The sequence below is a fragment of the Streptomyces sp. NPDC052016 genome, from assembly GCF_044548445.1.
Classification (GTDB): domain Bacteria; phylum Actinomycetota; class Actinomycetes; order Streptomycetales; family Streptomycetaceae; genus Streptomyces.
This window is the reverse complement of record NZ_JBIUBX010000020.1, coordinates 171,112-187,906: the sequence shown is the minus strand read 5'-3', so window position 1 is coordinate 187,906 and position 16,795 is coordinate 171,112. Positions and strand designations below refer to the sequence as shown.

The window sequence follows — 16,795 nt, the reverse complement described above, 5'->3', positions numbered from 1 at the left end:
CGTACGGCCGCTTGCTGGAATTGGTGGCCCTTGGCCGTGCAGCGCTACGCGACGGGCTGCGCCGCACCGCCACGACCCACTCCCCGCCGCGGGCGACTGCGGGAGCGTCCGGGCTGCGCACCCGCGCCACGACCCGCTCCGGCCGGAGGGCGGGTGCGGGAGCGTCCTGCCTGCGCGTCGGCGCCAGGAGCCGCTTCGGCCGGAGGGCGGGTGCGGGTGCGTCTTGGCTGCACGTCGGCGCCACGACCCCGTTTACCGCCGCGGGCGGCTGCGGCGGCGCCGGCGCGCAGCCCGCGGGCGGGTGCGGGAGCGTCCGGGCTGCGCGCCGGCGCCGCATCCGCTCCGGCCGGAAGGCGGGTGCGGGTGTGTCCTGGTTGCGCGCCGGCGCCACGGCCCCGCTTACCGCCGCGGGCGAGTGCGGGAGCGTCCGGGCTGCGCGCCGGCGCCGCATCCGCTCCGGCCGGAAGGCGGGTGCGGGTGTGTTTCGGCTGGTCCGGTGTGGTGGCGGGGGCACGGGGACTGCCCCGTGGCCGGGTGGGGCCACGGGGCGTGCGAAGGCCCGGATCGTCAGGCGGAGATGCCGTCGATCCGGGCCAAGGCGTCGTCCGCGCCGTACGGCTGCAAGTAGGGCAGCCAGCGCGGATCCCTATGGCCGGTGCCGATGATGCGCCAGGCCAACCCGGTGGGCGGGGCGGGTTTGTGGCGCAGGCGCCAGCCGAGTTCGACCAGGTGGCGGTCGGCCTTGACGTGGTTGCAGCGACGGCAGGACGCCACGACGTTGTCCCAGACGTGCTTGCCCCCGCGGCTGCGCGGGATGACGTGGTCGACGCTGGTTGCGACGCCACCGCAGTACATGCACCGGCCCCCGTCGCGGGCGAACAGCGCCCGCCGGGTCAGAGGAACGGGCCCCCGATAGGGAACCCGGACGAATCGCTTGAGCCGGACCACGCTGGGTGCGGGGACTGTGACGGTCGCGCTGTGCAGGAAGGCGCCGGACTCTTCCAGGGAGACTGCCTTGTTCTCCAGGACGAGGACGAGCGCGCGGCGGAGCGGTACGACGCCGAGCGGCTCGTACGACGCGTTCAGGACCAGGACATGCGGCACGGATGCCTCCTCGGGCGTCGGCGGCGCGTGGCTCGCGCCGGGACGATCTGCGGCCAGTCTCCCCTCTTGCCTGGTGGACGCGCCACCACGTCCCGGTAACGGGCTGGGAGTGTTTTCGACCACATCGGATGCATCCCCCGGTTGACAACCCGTTCAAGCGCAGGTGAGCACGGTCTCTCCTTCGCGCATCCGGCGTAGGCACACACAATGCCCCGTTAGTGTGGTGGTCCTGCCCGTCCGGTGACCTTTTCGTGACCTTGAACACCTTGACCGCCGCGCCGGACGGAGCAGTGCCGCACGTGGAGGTACCTGCCGTGTCCTTGTCCGCCGTCCTACTGGCCGCCGGTTCGTCGCCGTCGCCGACCCCCTCGGAGTCGCCGACCGTGACCGTTCCGACGCTCCAGGACGCCCAGGAGAGCGCGACGAACGCCGCCAGCTGGGTCGAGGAGAACTGGTCGACGTGGCTCGCGATCGGGCTGAGGGTCCTGCTGATCCTGGTGATCGCCGGGATCCTGAGAGTGGTGGTGCGGCGGGCGATCACCAAGCTCATCGACCGCATGAACCGCACGGTCCAGGCGGTCGACGGCACGGCCCTGGGTGGTCTGCTGGTCAACGCCGAGCGGCGACGGCAGCGTTCCCAGGCGATCGGCTCGGTGCTGCGTTCGGTGGCGAGTTTCCTGATACTCGGCACGGCCGGGCTGATGGTCCTGGGGACGTTCGAGATCAACCTGGCCCCGCTGCTGGCGTCCGCCGGTGTGGCGGGTGTGGCGATCGGCTTCGGCGCCCGCAACCTGGTCACGGACTTCCTCTCCGGCGTGTTCATGATCCTCGAGGACCAGTACGGCGTCGGCGACCAGATCGACGCGGGCGTCGCCACCGGCGAGGTCATCGAGGTGGGCCTGCGCGTGACCAAGCTGCGCGGCGACAACGGCGAGATCTGGTACGTCCGCAACGGCGAGGTCAAGCGGATCGGCAACCTCTCCCAGGGCTGGGCGACGGCCGGCGTCGACGTGACGGTGAAGGCCACCGAGGACCTGGACAAGGTCAAGGCCACCCTCGACGAGGTCGCCGACAAGATGGGCAAGGAGGAGCCCTGGAACGAGCTCCTGTGGAGTCCGATCGAGGTGCTCGGCCTGGACAGCGTGCTGCTGGACTCCATGGTCGTCCGCGTCTCCGCGAAGACGATGCCGGGCAAGTCCCTGACGGTCGAACGCGAGCTGCGCTGGCGCATCAAGCGCGCTTTCGACGCGGCCGACATCCGCATCGTCGGCGGCGCGACCGCTGCCGCGGAGGAGGACGCGGACGCGGACCCGACGGCCGCCGTCGCGGCGCCGTCGGTGTACGCCAACACCGCGTCCCCGCAGGCCCAGGCGGCGACGCCGATCACTCCGGCGGGACCGGCGGCTCCCGTGAAGTGACGCGGAGGACCCCGCTCCCGACGAACGGCCGGCGCCCGAGGCGCCGGCCGTTCGTCGTGCGCTCCCCGAGGTAACGACTGTGTTGCCCGGCGACGGTCTCTTGACGGTCGCTTCCCCCCGGGCCTACCTTCCCTGCATCCGATAGGAAACCTTCCTAACAGTGATCGGCCGAGGCCGCCCCTCGGTGGACGGCCCTCCGAGGTCACTGAGAAGCTGGGCCGCTGAAAGGCAGGTGTCGACCCATGGCAGGATCCGCCGGCACGCCGGGCACCCCGCGCGTCCTGCGCGCCATGAACGACCGCGCCGCCCTGGACCTCCTGCTGGCGCACGGCCCCCTGTCCCGCACCCGGATCGGCAAGCTCACCGGCCTGTCCAAGCCGACCGCCTCCCAGCTCCTGGCCCGCCTGGAGGCGGCGGGGCTGGTGCTGGCGACCGGCACCACCGAGGGGCGGCCCGGCCCGAACGCCCAGCTGTACGAGGTCAACCCGGCCGCCGCGTACGCCGCAGGGCTCGACGTCGCCCCGGAGCGGATCGTGGCCGCCGTCGCCGACGTCACCGGCCGCACCGTCGGCTCGTACGAACTGCCCACACCCGGACGGCAGTCGGCGAGGTCGGTCGTCCGGCAGGTCACCGACGCCCTCGAGGGCGCGGTGAAGGCGGCCGGGCTCGCCCGGGACGACGTGCACCGGCTCGTCATCGGCACCCCGGGCGCCTTCGACCCCAACACCGGCCGGCTGCGCTACGCCTCCCACCTGCCCGGCTGGCACTCCCCCAGCCTCCTCGACGAACTCGCCGCCGCGCTGCCCATGCCGGTCGAGTACGAGAACGACGTCAATCTCGTCGCCGTCGCCGAGCAGCGGCTCGGTGCGGCCCGCGGGCACGAGGACTTCGTGCTGCTGTGGAACGAAGGCGGCCTCGGCGCCGCCCTCGTCCTCGGCGGCCGGCTGCACCGCGGCTGGACCGGAGGCGCGGGAGAGGTGGGTTTCCTGCCGGTTCCGGGAGCGCCCCTCGTCCGCCAGGTCACCAGGGCCAACAGCGGCGGCTACCAAGAGCTGGCCGGCTCCCAGGCGATCCCGCAGCTGGCCCGCGAGCTGGGCATCGAGGACATTCCGTCCGGGCCGTACGCCGAGGCGGCCGCGGCCCTCGTCGGGCGGGCCGCGGCCGAGGAGCGGGGCCCGCACCGGGAACTTCTGCGCACCTACGCGACCCGCCTCGCCACCGGTCTCGCCTCCCTCGTCTCCGTCCTCGACCCCGAACTCGTCGTCCTCAGCGGCGCCTCGCTCACCTCCGGCGGCGAGGTGCTGCGCGGCCTGGTCCAGGCCGAGCTGGAGGAGCTGGCGGCCGCCCGGCCCCGGCTCGTCGTCGGCGACGTCACCGCACAGCCCGTGCTGCGCGGCGCGCTGGAGAGCGCGCTCGCGGCCACCCGCGACGAGGTCTTCGACACCTCCCGCTGAGCGCCGCCCCACCGCAGGCCCACCCCCGCACACCGCCCTCCCCGTCCCTCGCCCACACCCGTGCACCAGGGAGATCCCGTCATGCGCACAGCCATGCCCGGAGCCGTCCGAAAGACGGCTTTCGTCCTCACCGCGTCCCTCGCCCTGCTCACCACGGCCTGTACCGGTCAGGCCGGCTCCGGCGCCACCGACGACGCCTCGGCGGAGACGACCCTCACCTTCTGGCACGCCTGGAGCGCGCCGGCCGAGGTCAAGGCCGTGAAGGAGCTCGTCGCCGGCTTCGAGAAGGCGCACCCGAACATCCATGTGAACGTCGTCGGGAACATGACGGACGACAAGATCAACCAGGCGCTCCGCGCCGGCGGCGGCAAAGCGCCCGACGTGATCTCGTCCTTCACCACCAACAACGTCGGCAAGTTCTGCTCCTCCGGCGCCCTGGTCGACCTCGACCCGCTCTTCGAGAAGTCCGGCATCGACCCGGACAAGACCTTCCCGAAGGCGATGAACGAGTACACGCAGTTCGAGGGCGAGCGCTGTGCCGTGCCGCTGCTGGGGGACGCGTACGGCCTCTACTACAACAAGACGGCGTTCGAGAAGGCGGGCATCGCCGGCCCGCCGAAGACCTGGTCCGAGTTCGAGCGGACCGCCAAGAAGCTGACCATCGCTCAGGGCGCCACGTACAAGCAGCTCGGCTTCATGCCGAACTACCACGGCTGGGAGACCACCACCGAGCACTACCTCGGGCAGTTCTCCCCCACGTACTTCGACTCCGACGGCAAGTCCACCATCGCCGAGGACCCCGCGGTGGCGGCCGCGTTCACCCTGCAGAAGAAGCTCGTCGACGCACTCGGCGGCTACAAGAGGCTGGAGACCTACCGCGCCACCCTCGGCGACGAGTGGGGCCCCAGGCACCCCTTCCACACCGGTCAGGTCGCCATGCAGCTCGACGGCGAGTGGCGGCTGGGCATGGCTCTGGACGCCGACCCGGACTTCGAGATCGGCGTCGCCCCGCTGCCCGTCCCCGACGACCAGGCCGACCAGTACGGCAAGGGGTACATCACCGGCACCATCGCCGGCATAGCCGCGACCAGCGGGAAGCAGAACGCGGCCTGGGAGCTGGTGAAGTACATGACCACCGACACCGACGCGGTCGTGAACTTCTCCAACGCCATCCACAACGTGCCCTCCACGCTGGCCGCGCTGAAGTCGCCGAAGCTGACCTACGACCCGCGCTTCAAAACGTTCCTGGAGATCGCGGCGAACCCGAACTCGACGACCGCACCGGCCTCGGTGAACGGCGGTGTGTACCTCACCACGATCCAGCAGCTGGGCTACGACTACGAGAGCGGCAAGGTCACCGACCTGAAGGCCGGCCTCGAGAAGGCGGCCCAGCAGATCGACACGGACATCGCGCAGGCGAAGTAGCCGATGAGCACGCTCACCCTCGCGTCGAAGCGCCGCCGGGCGGCGCTTCGGACCTCCCTCTTCCTGTCTCCCTGGCTGATCGGCTTCGCGGTCTTCTTCGCCTACCCGCTGCTCTCGACCGTCTACTTCTCGTTCATGCACTACGACGGCTTCAGGCCGCCCACGTGGAGCGGGACGCAGAACTGGACGTACGTCTTCGAGCACTACCCCTTCTTCTGGCCCGCCCTGCGCAACACCCTGTGGCTGGTCCTGGTGATGGTGACCCTGCGGGTCGCCTTCGGACTCGGCGTCGGACTGCTCATCACCAGGATCAAGACGGGCACGGGTGTCTTCCGGACCCTCTTCTACCTGCCCTACCTGGCCCCGCCGGTGGCCGCGACGATGGCCTTCGCCTTCCTGCTCAACCCCGGCACGGGACCGGTCAACTCGATCCTGGAGAGGATCGGCGTCCCGGCGCCCGGCTGGTTCAACGACCCCGCCTGGTCGAAACCGGCCCTCACCCTGCTCGCCCTGTGGGGCATCGGCGACCTGATGGTCGTCTTCATGGCCGCGCTGCTCGACGTGCCGAAGGAGCAGTACGAGGCCGCCGAGCTGGACGGGGCGTCGGCGTGGCAGCGGTTCCGGTTCGTCACGCTGCCAAACATCTCACCGATCGTGATGTTCGCGGTGGTGACCGGCGTGATCCAGACGATGCAGTACTACACACAACCGCTGATCGCGGGAAAGGTCGCGTCGGGCGTGATCCAGGGTGCGGGCACGCAGTTCGAGCCCGGTTATCCGGAGCGGTCGACGCTCACCCTCCCCCAGCTCGTCTACAACCTCGGCTTCCAGCGCTTCGACTACGGCTCCGCGTGTGTCGTCGCCCTGGTCCTCTTCGCCCTGTCGATGGTGTTCACCGCGTTCCTGATGCGGCGCCGGGGCGGTCTCATCCAGGCAGGTGACTGACCGATGGCCCACGTACTCGACAAGCCGGTGCGGGTGGAGGCGCCCCCGGGCAGCGAGCGCCCGGCCCGCCGCCGGGCCGCGCTGGAGTGGGTCGCGGTCCACTCCCTCGGCCTCGCCGCGGCCCTCTTCTTCGCCCTGCCGTTCGTGTTCGTCTTCCTGACCTCGCTGATGAGCGACAGTCAGGCCCTCAGCCGTGACCTGGTCCCGCACACCTGGGAGTGGGGCAACTACCGGAAGGTGTTCGACACCCCCGGCTTCCTCACCTGGTGGCGCAACACGCTCCTCTACGCCGGTCTGGGCACCGTCCTGACCGTGGTGTCGTCGGTCCCGGTGGCGTACGCGCTGGCCAAGTTCCGCTTCCGCGGCCGGAACCTGCTGCTCATGCTGGTGATCTCGATGATGATGCTGCCGCCGCAGGTCGTCGTCATCCCGATGTACCTCTTCTGGGCGAAACAGCTGGGCCTGTCGGGCACGCTGTGGCCGCTGATCGTCCCGATGGCGTTCGGTGACGCGTTCTCGATCTTCCTGCTGCGCCAGTTCCTGACGACGATCCCCAACGAGTACCTCGACGCGGCGAAGGTCGACGGCTGCGGCGACCTCCGAACCCTGCTGAGAGTGGTGGTCCCGATGGCGAAGCCGGGCATCGCCGCCGTCGCCCTCTTCCAGTTCTTCTACGCCTGGAACGACTACTTCGGCCCGCAGATCTACGCCTCCGAGAACCCCGGAGCCTGGACACTGAGTTACGGCCTGGAGTCCTTCAAGGGCGCGCACCACACCGACTGGAACCTCACCATGGCGGCCACCGTGCTGGTCATGGCCCCCGTGATCCTCGTGTTCTTCTTCGCGCAGAAGGCGTTCGTCGAGGGCGTCACCCTGACCGGGGTGAAGGGGTGAAGCGGCTGTGCGGCGACACTTCGGGGGACGCCACGCCCCCTTGCCGCCGCGCGGCGGGCCGGACCCCCGGCCGATGACCACCGAGCCCGGATTCCGGAAGCGAGGCAACCTTCAGTGAAACTCACCGTGGTCGGCGGAGGCTCGACCTACACTCCCGAACTCGTCGACGGCTTCGCCCGTCTGAGGGACACGCTGCCGCTGGAGGAGCTGGTCCTCGTCGACCCGGCGGCCGAACGCCTGGAACTGGTCGGCGGGCTGGCCCGCCGCATCCTCGCCCGGCAGGGCCACCCGGGCCGCGTCGTCACGACCTCCGACCTGGACGCCGGCGTCGACGGGGCCGACGCGGTCCTGCTGCAGCTTCGCGTCGGCGGTCAGGCGGCCCGGCAACAGGACGAGACCTGGCCGCTGGAGTGCGGCTGCGTCGGCCAGGAGACCACCGGAGCGGGCGGCCTCGCCAAGGCGCTGCGCACGGTCCCGGTGGTCCTGGACATCGCCGAACGGGTCCGCCGGACCAACCCGCGCGCCTGGATCATCGACTTCACCAACCCGGTCGGCATCGTCACCCGCGCCCTGCTCCGGGCCGGGCACAGGGCGGTCGGGCTGTGCAACGTGGCGATCGGTTTCCAGCGCAGGTTCGCCGGGATGCTGGGCGTCTCCCCGTCCGAGGTCCACCTCGACCACGTGGGCCTCAACCACCTCACCTGGGAGACGGGGGTGCGTCTCGGCGGCCCGGAGGGCGAGGACGTCCTGCCGAAGCTGCTCTCCGGGCACGGCGACACGATCGCCGACGCTCTCCACCTGCCCCGCACCCTGCTGGACCGCCTCTCCGCGGTCCCCTCGTACTACCTGCGCTACTACTACGCGCACGACGAGGTCGTGGAGGAACTGCGGACGAAGCCCTCACGGGCCGCCGAAGTGGCGCGGATGGAGCGGGACCTGCTGCGGATGTACGGCGACCCGGCCCTGGACGAGAAGCCGGCGCTGCTGGCCCGGCGCGGCGGGGCCTACTACTCGGAGGCGGCCGTGGACCTGGCGGCCGCGCTGCTCACCGGGTCCGGCAGCCCGTACCAGGTGGTCAACACCCACAACCACGGCACGCTGTCCTTCCTCCCGGACGACGCGGTGATCGAGGTGCAGGCGGCGGTCGGCCCGCAGGGGCCGTCCCCGCTGCCCGTCGCAGCCCCGGACCCGCTGTTCGCGGGCCTGATGGCGAACGTGACGGCCTACGAGCACCTGGCGCTGGACGCCGCCCTGCACGGCGGCCGCGACCGCGTCTTCCGGGCCCTGCTCGCGCATCCCCTCGTCGGCCAGTACGCCTCCGCCGACGCCCTCACCGACCGACTGATCGCGCACAACCGGGAGCATCTCGCGTGGGCCTGACCGCAAGCGTCCTCGCCATCGACGCGGGCAACAGCAAGACCGACGTCGCGGTCGTGGCCGCCGGCGGGGAGGTCCTCGCGACGGCCCGCGGCGGCGGCTTCCGCCCGCCCGCGGTGGGCGTCGGCCCGGCGGTGGACGCCCTCGCCGACGCCGTCACGCGCGCGTACACGGCCGCCGGCGTCACCTCGGCGACCCATGTCTCCGCCTGCCTGGCCAACGCCGACCTGCCGGTCGAGGAGGAACGACTGGCGGCGGCCCTGCACGCGCGGGCGTGGGGAACGACCGTCGAGGTCCGCAACGACACCTTCGCCATCCTTCGCGCGGGCGTGGCCGAACCCAGGGGCGTGGCCGTGGTCTGCGGCGCCGGCATCAACTGCGTCGGCATGCGCCCCGACGGCCGCACCGCCCGCTTCCCCGCCCTCGGCCGCGTCTCCGGCGACTGGGGCGGCGGCTGGGGCCTGGCCGAGGAGGCCCTGTGGCACGCGGCGCGGGCGGAGGACGGCCGGGGCGGTCCGACGGCGCTGGCACGCACGCTTCCGGCCCACTTCGGCCTGCCGTCCATGTACGCCCTCATCGAGGCCCTCCACCTGGAACACGTCTCACCGGCCCGCCGCCACGAGCTGGCCCCCGTCCTGTTCGCCACGGCCGCCGAGGGCGACCCGGTGGCCGGCGCGCTCGTCGACCGTCTGGCGGAGGAGGTGGTCACGATGGCGGTGGTCGCCCTGACCCGCCTGGAGCTGCTGGAGGAGGAGACGCCGGTGCTGCTGGGCGGCGGTGTCCTGACGGCGGGTCACGACCGGTTGGACGACCGCGTCCGGGAGTCGCTGGCGGCCCGGGCCCCCAAGGCGGCGCCGCGGGTCGTCCGGGAGCGCCCGGTGCTGGGGGCGGCGTTGCTCGGGCTGGACCGGGTGGGAGCGGACATGGACGTGCAGGGAAGGGTCCGGGCGTACTTCGAGGTGTGACCGCGTCCGGTGCCGGGGCGGGTCGCGCGGCCCGGCGCCCGCGGCCCGCGGCCCGCAGCCCGTGGGACACGAAACCGCGCCCACCGAGACGGGCGGGACCGCACCTGCCGGGGGGAGCGGGGCCGTACCCGTGCGGCGGCTCCGCCGCGTGGTCACGACCAGCCATGACGCAACCGCGGCCCGCGGGCAGGACCGGCCCCCGCCGACGGAACCGAACACTTACCCACCGCGTACTCATCAACAGGGGTGACTGCAATCTGATCAAGATCCCGTGAAGGCCGGTGCGCGATGTCACTCCCGCCAGCGATACTTGCGGCGAGCCATGACCATGGGGGAGGTCGGAAGACGTGGCAACAAGGAGCAGCACCGCACCACCACCCGCCCGCCGCACGGCCTTCGCCGAGGGCGTCGACCAGGTGCGGGCCGCCGCGACCACCGAGCCAGGACGCCTCCGCATCATCGGCGCCCTCCTCGCGCTCCTCGTCGTCGCCTTCGGCGCCGTGACGGCCTGGCAGATGACCGACCGTTCGGCCGCCGCCGACGACGTCCTGAACAAGAGCCAGCCGCTGAGCACGGCCGCCGCCGACATCTACCGCTCCCTCGCCGACGCCAACACCGCCGCCTCCAGCGGCTTCCTCGCCGGCGGCCAGGAGACGGCCGAGTCCCGCAAGCGCTACGAGGACGACATCGACACGGCCGCCGCCAAGCTCGTCACCGCGGCCAACAACTCCGACCCCGGCTCCCCCTCCGCGGCGGCCATCACCAAGCTGAACAAGCTGCTGCCGGAGTACAAGGGCCTCGTCGAGCGCGCCCGCACCTACAACCGGCAGGGCTACCCGGTCGGCGGCGCCTACCTGCGGTACGCCAACCAGAAGATGCAGCAGGAGATGCTCCCGGCGGCGGAGGACCTCTACAAGAAGGAGAACCAGCGCCTGCGGGACGACTACGCGGACGCCACCCCCTACCCGTGGGCGGCGATCGCGCTGGGCGTCCTCGCGCTGGCCGCGCTCGCCTGGGCCCAGCACCGCAACTACCGCCGGACGAACCGGGTGCTGAACCACGGTCTGGTCGCCGCCACCGCGGCGACCACCGTCGTCCTGCTGTGGCTGGTGATCGGCCACAGCGTGGCCCGCGCGGGCCTGAACGACTCCTACGACCACGGCGTCCGCTCCCTGAACGTCCTGCACGACGCCCGCATCGCCTCCCTCAAGGCGCGCGGCAACGAGAACCTCACGCTGGTGGCGCGCGGCGCCGAGACGGTGAAGGTCGGCGACGAGACGGTCGACGCGTACGACCACGACTTCTCCGAGGACATGGGCGTCCTCGCCAAGGGCCTGGCCGAGGCGCAGCGGCTCGCCGACGACGACAGCGGCACGAAGCCCGTCGAGCAGGCCGGGAACAACATGGCGGAGTGGAAGAAGCGCCACACCGCAGCCCGCGCCCAGGACGACAACGGCAACTACGAGCAGGCGCTGACCCTGGTGATCGGCGGCAAGGGCGCGACGGGCGAGTGCTTCGACAGCGTGGACGCCAACCTGGCCAGAGCGCTGGAGCACGAGCAGGGCGAGTTCAGGCAGGCGGCCGGCGACGGCCTCGACGCGATGGGCGGCCTGGCGGTGGGCGCGGCCGTCCTCGCCGTCCTGGGCGCGGCGGGCGCGGTCCTCGGCATCGGCCGCAGGCTGTCGGAGTACCGGTGAGAGGGGGTGTGCCGGTGAAGCACGGCGTACCGGTGGAAGGGGGCGTGACGATGCGCGTGCGACGGATACGGGCCGGCCTGAGGGGCTGGGGCGGGGTCGGTGCGATGGCGGTCGTCTGCGCGCTCGCGCTGGCCTTCGTGCTGCTGCTGCCGTGGACCCGCTCGCACGGCGACGGCAGCACGGGCACCGGCGGCCGGGGCGTCGCCGAAGGCACCCCGGCGGCCGACTCCACGTGCGAGGCCCCGGAGAAGCAGACGCTGGCGCCGTCGGCCGCGGACGGTGCGACGATCGCCGCGATCAAGGCCCGGCAGGGCGAGAAGCGCAAGCTGATCGTCGGCGTCGACCAGAACAGCTACCGGTGGGGGTACCGCAACCCCAACACCACCGGCGCCGCGTTGGAGGGCTTCGACATCGACCTGGTGCGCCGGATCGCCCAGGACATCCTCGGCGACCCCGACGCCGTGCAGTTCAAGGCGATTCCGACCAACCAGCGCGTCCCTGCGATCCAGGAGGGCCGGGTCGACATGGTGGTGCGCACGATGACGATCAGCTGCGACCGCATCAAGGACGTCGCGTTCTCCGCGCCGTACTTCAGGACGGGTCAGCAGGTCCTCGCCCCCAAGTCGTCGACGATCACCGGCTACGACGGGACGCTGGCGAAGAAGAAGGTCTGCACGGCGACCGGTTCGATCGCCAACACCCGGCTGACCGACGACCGCCGGACCGGCGAGCTGCCTTCCACCACCGACATCTCCACCACCGTGCCCAACCAGCTCGACTGCCTGGTCCTGCTGCAGCTCGGCGAGGTCGACGCGGTCGTCACCGACGGCGCGCTGGCGGCCAGTCAGGCCGCCCAGGACCCCACGGTGGAGCTCAAGGGCGCGCCGTTCACGGCCGAGTACTACGGAGTGGCCATGAAGAAGGACGCCGACGACCTGGTCCGCCGGGTCAACCACATCCTGGTGCAGTACCGCTCGAACGGCTGGCAGGCGTCGTACGACAAGTGGCTGTCGGCGACACTGGGGAAGGACGCGGCGACGTCGACGCCGCCCGCACCGCAGTACCTGCGCACCAGTTGACGGATCATCACGCAGACAGCGAAGCGAACGACCGACACAGCAGCGAGAGGTGATCGATGGGCGTCACGGGACCCCCCGGGCCGGTAATGGACCGGGACGAGGTGGACCGTGCGCTGGCGCGGCTCGGCCAGGAGCACGAGGCGATCGAGACCTCGCTGCTGGCCCTGCAGGACCACGCCGGCCGCAGGCTCCTCGAGGGTGCCGAGCTCACCGGCGTCACCCAGGAACGCTGGGCGGACGCGGAGGCGTCGATCACGCTGCTGTGGGCGTACTTCGACGCGTACACGGAGGCGTTGCGCTCGGCGCGGGAGATCCGCTCGCGCCGCCGCTGGTCCAGCCGTGAGGACCTGGTGGAGCTGACGGAGCTGCTGCGCGGCGAGTCCGTCACGGTCGCCGGCTCGGCGCTGGCCCAGGCCCCCACGCTGCACGGCACGGGCAAGCTGAGCCAGAGCCTGTCCCTGACCGCGCTCGTCGACCGGATGAACGAGCTGTACGCCTCGTCGCTGGACATGGTCGTCGCCGCCGACGCGGTGTGGTCGGCGCTGCCCGCCCGGATCGATTTACTCGCCGCGGAGCTCCAGCGCACCCGGCAGCTCGCGCACTCCGTCGGCGTCCGCCCGGGTGAGCACCCGGCCGGTGACGACCTGGAGCGCATCACGCGCACCCTGACCCGTCTGCGGGAGCAGGTGGTCTCCGATCCGCTGGCGTTCTGGGTGCCGGCGCAGGGCAGTTCGGCGCCGGGCGGCGGCCGCCCCGACACCACGGTCTACGACCGCGAGGCGCGCGCCCTGGAGGACGTGCGCCGGGAGATCGACGCGGTGCTGACGGTCCGCCAGGACGCGGAGAAGCGTCTGGTACGGCTGCGGGACGTGCTCAGCCGCGCCGACCGCACGCTCGCCGAGGCGCGGACCGCGCGCGGTGAGGTGCTCGCGAAGATCGCCGCGACGGAGGTGCCGGTGGTCAGCGGCCCGCCGACCGTGCTGCAGGAGCAGCTGGCGACGGCCGCGGAGTACCGCAGACAGGCCCAGTGGCACCGCCTGTCCCCGCTCCTGGAGTCCCTGGAGCAGAAGGCGGAGGACGAACTGCTGCGCGCCCGCGAGTCGTTGACCGCGGTCACCGCGCCGCTGGCGGTCCGCGCGGAGCTGCGCGGCCGCCTCGACGCGTACAAGGCGAAGGTCGCCCGGCACGGCCTCGCGGAGGACCCGTTCCTCGTCGAGCGGTACGACGCGGCCCGCCGCATGCTGTGGAGCGCGCCCTGCGACCTGCGCGTCGCCGAACAGGCCGTGCTGCGCTACCAGCAGGCGGCGGCCGAACTGCTCGCCGCGCCGCGGGTGCCCGAGCAGGGCGGGCCCGAGGACCACAGGGGGGAGTGGAGGCCATGAGTCAGGCAGGGCGGAGTTGCCAGCGGCCGGGCTGCGACGGGTCGTACGAGGACATGGGCGGCGGCGAGCTGTACTGCGACACCTGCGGTCTGGCCCCGGTCGTCTCGGCTGGGGGTCCCCCCTCTGGGGGAGGGCTGGTCGGCTCGCCCCCCACCGGGGTGACCGGCGGAGGCCGGGGTTCGGCGGGCAGCGGCGGTTCACGCTCCAGCGCGCGCAGCGCCCGCAGTGCGCGTACGTCCTCGCAGTCGTCGAAGTCCCGCCGCTCGGTGTCGGGGCGCCTGTCCCGGTCGCTGTCGGGCAGGTCGACCGGCCGCTCGGTGTCGGTGCGCAGCTCCGGCTCGACGGCCGGGTCCTCCGGGCGGGCGCGGCTGGGCGTGGGGCTGGTCTCGGTGCCGCAGGTGCCACGCCCCGACCCGCACTCGATGGTCCTGGACAACCCCGAGGTGCCCGAGCGCAAGCGGTTCTGCTCGCGCTCCGACTGCGGGGCGCCGGTGGGCCGTGCGCGCGGTGACCGGCCGGGGCGCACGGAGGGCTTCTGCACCAAGTGCGGCCACCCGTACTCCTTCGTCCCGAAGCTGAAGGCCGGTGACGTGGTGCACGGCCAGTACGAGGTCGCGGGCTGCCTGGCGCACGGCGGCCTCGGCTGGATCTACCTGGCCGTGGACCGCGCGGTCTCCGACCGCTGGGTGGTCCTCAAGGGTCTCCTCGACACGGGCGACCAGGACGCGATGGCGGCGGCCATCTCCGAGCGGCGCTTCCTCGCCGAGATCGAGCACGCCAACATCGTCCGGATCTACAACTTCGTCGAACACCTCGACCAGCGCACCGGCTCCCTCGACGGCTACATCGTCATGGAGTACGTCGGAGGCAAGTCGCTCAAGGAGATCGCCAACGGCCGCCGCACCCCGGAGGGAAGGCGGGACCCGCTGCCGGTGGAGCAGGCGTGCGCGTACGGCATCGAGGCCCTCGAGGCCCTCGGGCACCTGCACAGCCGCAACCTGCTGTACTGCGACTTCAAGGTCGACAACGCGATCCAGACCGAGGACCAGCTCAAGCTGATCGACATGGGCGCGGTGCGCAGGATGGACGACGACGAGTCGGCCATCTACGGCACGGTCGGCTACCAGGCCCCGGAGGTCGCCGAGGTCGGCCCGTCCGTGGCCAGCGACCTCTACACGGTCGGCCGCACCCTCGCCGTGCTGACCTTCGACTTCCAGGGCTACACCACCGTCTACGTCGACTCGCTGCCCGACCCCGACACCATCGAGGTCTTCCGCCGGTACGAGTCCTTCTACCGGCTCCTGGTCCGCGCCACCGACCCCGACCCGGCGCGCCGGTTCGCCTCCGCGCAGGAGATGGCGGAGCAGTTGACCGGCGTGCTGCGCGAGGTCGTCTCGCTGCAGAGCGGGCGGGCGCGGCCCGCGCTGTCGACGCTGTTCGGCCCGGAGATCCGGGTCACCGACACGGAGTTGTTCCCCCGTCTGGACGGGGAGGTGTCGCGCCTGGGCGCACGGATCGTCAAGCCGCGTCGGACCGGCGAGATTTCGGGAGTCCCCACACCGGCGGCCGTCACCCCTGGCCTGGTCAGACCCGTCGACGCGCACGCCGCCGCCCTCGCACTGCCCGTCCCGCACGTCGACCCGGGCGACCCCAACGCGGGTTTCCTCGCGGGCCTGTCGGCCTCCGCGCCGGCCGAGCTGATCACGGCCCTGGCCGCCGCGCCGGCTCCCTCGGTGGAGACCCGGCTGCGGCAGGTCCGCGCCTGGCTGGAGAACGGCGACTCCGACGCGGCACTGACGTCCCTGGGTTTGCTGGAGGACGAACGGCACGACGACTGGCGGGTGGTGTGGTACCGGGGCGTGGCCTCGCTGGTCACCGGCGACCAGGAGGGCGCCGCCCTCGCCTTCGACGCGATCTACGACGCCTTCCCGGGCGAGCCCGCGCCCAAGCTGGCGCTGGGCCTGTGCGCGGAGGTGCTGGGCCAGTTGGACAACGCCGCCGAGTACTACCGGCTGGTGTGGTCGACCGACCCGAGCTACGTGAGCGCCGCGTTCGGCCTGTCCCGCGTCCAGTTGGCGGCCGGAGACCGCAGAAGCGCCGTACGGACGCTTGAGTCGGTGCCGGAGTCCTCCATCCACTACACGGCCGCCCGGGTCGCGGCCGTCCGCGCCCGGCTGCGGCAGCGGACGGCGGCCGCCTCCGACGTACCCTTCCTGGAGGACCTCACCGCCGCCGCGGCCCAGGTCGAGGCGTTGGACGCGTACGGGCTGGACGCGACGCGGCGCGAGCTGTTGTCCGCGGAGGTGCTCGGCAGTGCCCTGGACTGGATACTCTCCGGTGGCCAGGGCGCCGGCCCGGGCCCCCGGCGGGTGCTGCTCGGCAGCGACCTGGACGAGCGGGGGCTCCGCTTCGGCCTGGAGCGTTCGTACCGCACGCTGGCCCGGCTGGCGAGCGGCGGTGAGGAGAGGATCGACCTGGTGGAACGTGCCAATCGTTACCGCCCCCGGACGTGGGTGTAGTTGATGTCCCAGATGCCCCGGCAGGCCGCCCTGCCGACCTGTCCGAGCTGCGCGGAGCCGCTCGATGCGGGTGACCGTTTCTGCGGCGCGTGCGGATACGACCTGTCCGCCGTGCCGCCCCGCCCGGACGACCACCCGACCCTCACGATGAACGGCTCCGCGGACGGCTCCGCGACGCCGGGCCCGTACGGGACCGGCGCGGCCGCGTCGGGCCTCCCGGCGAGCGCCGCGGCGCCGCGGAGCGCGGGAGCGGGCCTCGGTGGGGCTCCGGGCCCGGCTCCGGCTCCGGCTCCGGCTCCGGCTCCGGCTCCGGCTCCGAGCGGAACGCCCGTTCAGGGCGCCTGGTTCAGCGCCACGCCCCCGCCGGGCTCACGCCCCGGCGACGCATCACTGCCCGGCCCGGGCGGCACGGCCGCGCCGGCGCCCGGCGCCCCCCGGCCCGGCGCGGAGGTCCACGGCGCGACCGCATGGGCTTCGGGCCACGGCGCTAGCCCGCCCCCCGGCCCGGACACGAGCGGCGCACCCGCCCACGCACC

The 16,795-nt window shown here is 72.5% G+C and carries 12 protein-coding genes; 11 read left to right on the top strand and 1 reads right to left on the bottom strand.

Going from position 1 to position 16,795, the window contains the following annotated elements:
* Positions 1–567 precede the first annotated feature (567 nt).
* Positions 568–1,104 carry an HNH endonuclease gene (locus ACIHAR_RS25140; RefSeq protein WP_018545075.1) on the bottom strand — a complete coding sequence of 179 codons (537 nt, stop codon included), beginning with the start codon at positions 1,102–1,104 and terminating at the stop codon, positions 568–570.
* A gap of 314 nt (positions 1,105–1,418) precedes the next feature.
* On the opposite strand from ACIHAR_RS25140, the gene ACIHAR_RS25135 reads away from it, so the two are divergent.
* The 11 genes from ACIHAR_RS25135 (at position 1,419) to ACIHAR_RS25085 (ending at position 16,259) form a co-directional block, all read left to right on the top strand.
* Entirely contained in the window at positions 1,419–2,522 is a 1,104-nt protein-coding gene (locus ACIHAR_RS25135) for a mechanosensitive ion channel family protein (RefSeq protein WP_400021971.1), read from the top strand.
* 242 nt (positions 2,523–2,764) lie between these two features.
* Positions 2,765–3,976: an ROK family transcriptional regulator gene (locus ACIHAR_RS25130; protein ID WP_400021969.1), complete on the top strand. Its 1,212-nt coding sequence runs from the start codon at positions 2,765–2,767 to the stop codon at positions 3,974–3,976.
* 93 nt (positions 3,977–4,069) lie between these two features.
* Positions 4,070–5,401, top strand: a complete 1,332-nt coding sequence (locus ACIHAR_RS25125) for an ABC transporter substrate-binding protein (RefSeq protein ID WP_400021981.1) — start codon at positions 4,070–4,072, stop codon at positions 5,399–5,401.
* A gap of 3 nt (positions 5,402–5,404) precedes the next feature.
* A complete protein-coding gene (locus ACIHAR_RS25120) occupies positions 5,405–6,346 on the top strand; it encodes a sugar ABC transporter permease (RefSeq protein WP_365462345.1) in 942 nt (313 codons plus the stop codon).
* A 3-nt stretch (positions 6,347–6,349) separates the two neighbouring features.
* Positions 6,350–7,240: a carbohydrate ABC transporter permease gene (locus tag ACIHAR_RS25115; RefSeq protein WP_365462343.1), complete on the top strand. Its 891-nt coding sequence runs from the start codon at positions 6,350–6,352 to the stop codon at positions 7,238–7,240.
* Between the two features lie 114 nt (positions 7,241–7,354).
* Positions 7,355–8,620, top strand: a complete 1,266-nt coding sequence (locus ACIHAR_RS25110; RefSeq protein WP_400021967.1) for a 6-phospho-beta-glucosidase — start codon at positions 7,355–7,357, stop codon at positions 8,618–8,620.
* Positions 8,611–9,582, top strand: coding sequence for a BadF/BadG/BcrA/BcrD ATPase family protein (locus tag ACIHAR_RS25105; protein WP_365462339.1), 972 nt, complete (start codon positions 8,611–8,613; stop codon positions 9,580–9,582). The genes ACIHAR_RS25110 and ACIHAR_RS25105 overlap by 10 nt, the downstream gene beginning before the upstream one ends.
* 347 nt (positions 9,583–9,929) lie before the next feature.
* Positions 9,930–11,279, top strand: coding sequence for a hypothetical protein (locus ACIHAR_RS25100; RefSeq protein ID WP_365462337.1), 1,350 nt, complete (start codon positions 9,930–9,932; stop codon positions 11,277–11,279).
* A gap of 50 nt (positions 11,280–11,329) precedes the next feature.
* Complete coding sequence (locus ACIHAR_RS25095) at positions 11,330–12,358, top strand: glutamate ABC transporter substrate-binding protein (RefSeq protein ID WP_400021964.1); 1,029 nt, start codon at positions 11,330–11,332, stop codon at positions 12,356–12,358.
* Positions 12,359–12,414: 56 nt separating this feature from the next.
* Complete coding sequence (locus tag ACIHAR_RS25090; protein ID WP_365462333.1) at positions 12,415–13,740, top strand: hypothetical protein; 1,326 nt, start codon at positions 12,415–12,417, stop codon at positions 13,738–13,740.
* Positions 13,737–16,259: a tetratricopeptide repeat protein gene (locus ACIHAR_RS25085; protein WP_400021961.1), complete on the top strand. Its 2,523-nt coding sequence runs from the start codon at positions 13,737–13,739 to the stop codon at positions 16,257–16,259. Before ACIHAR_RS25090 ends, ACIHAR_RS25085 begins: the two co-directional genes overlap by 4 nt.
* The last annotated feature ends 536 nt before the right edge of the window (positions 16,260–16,795 follow it).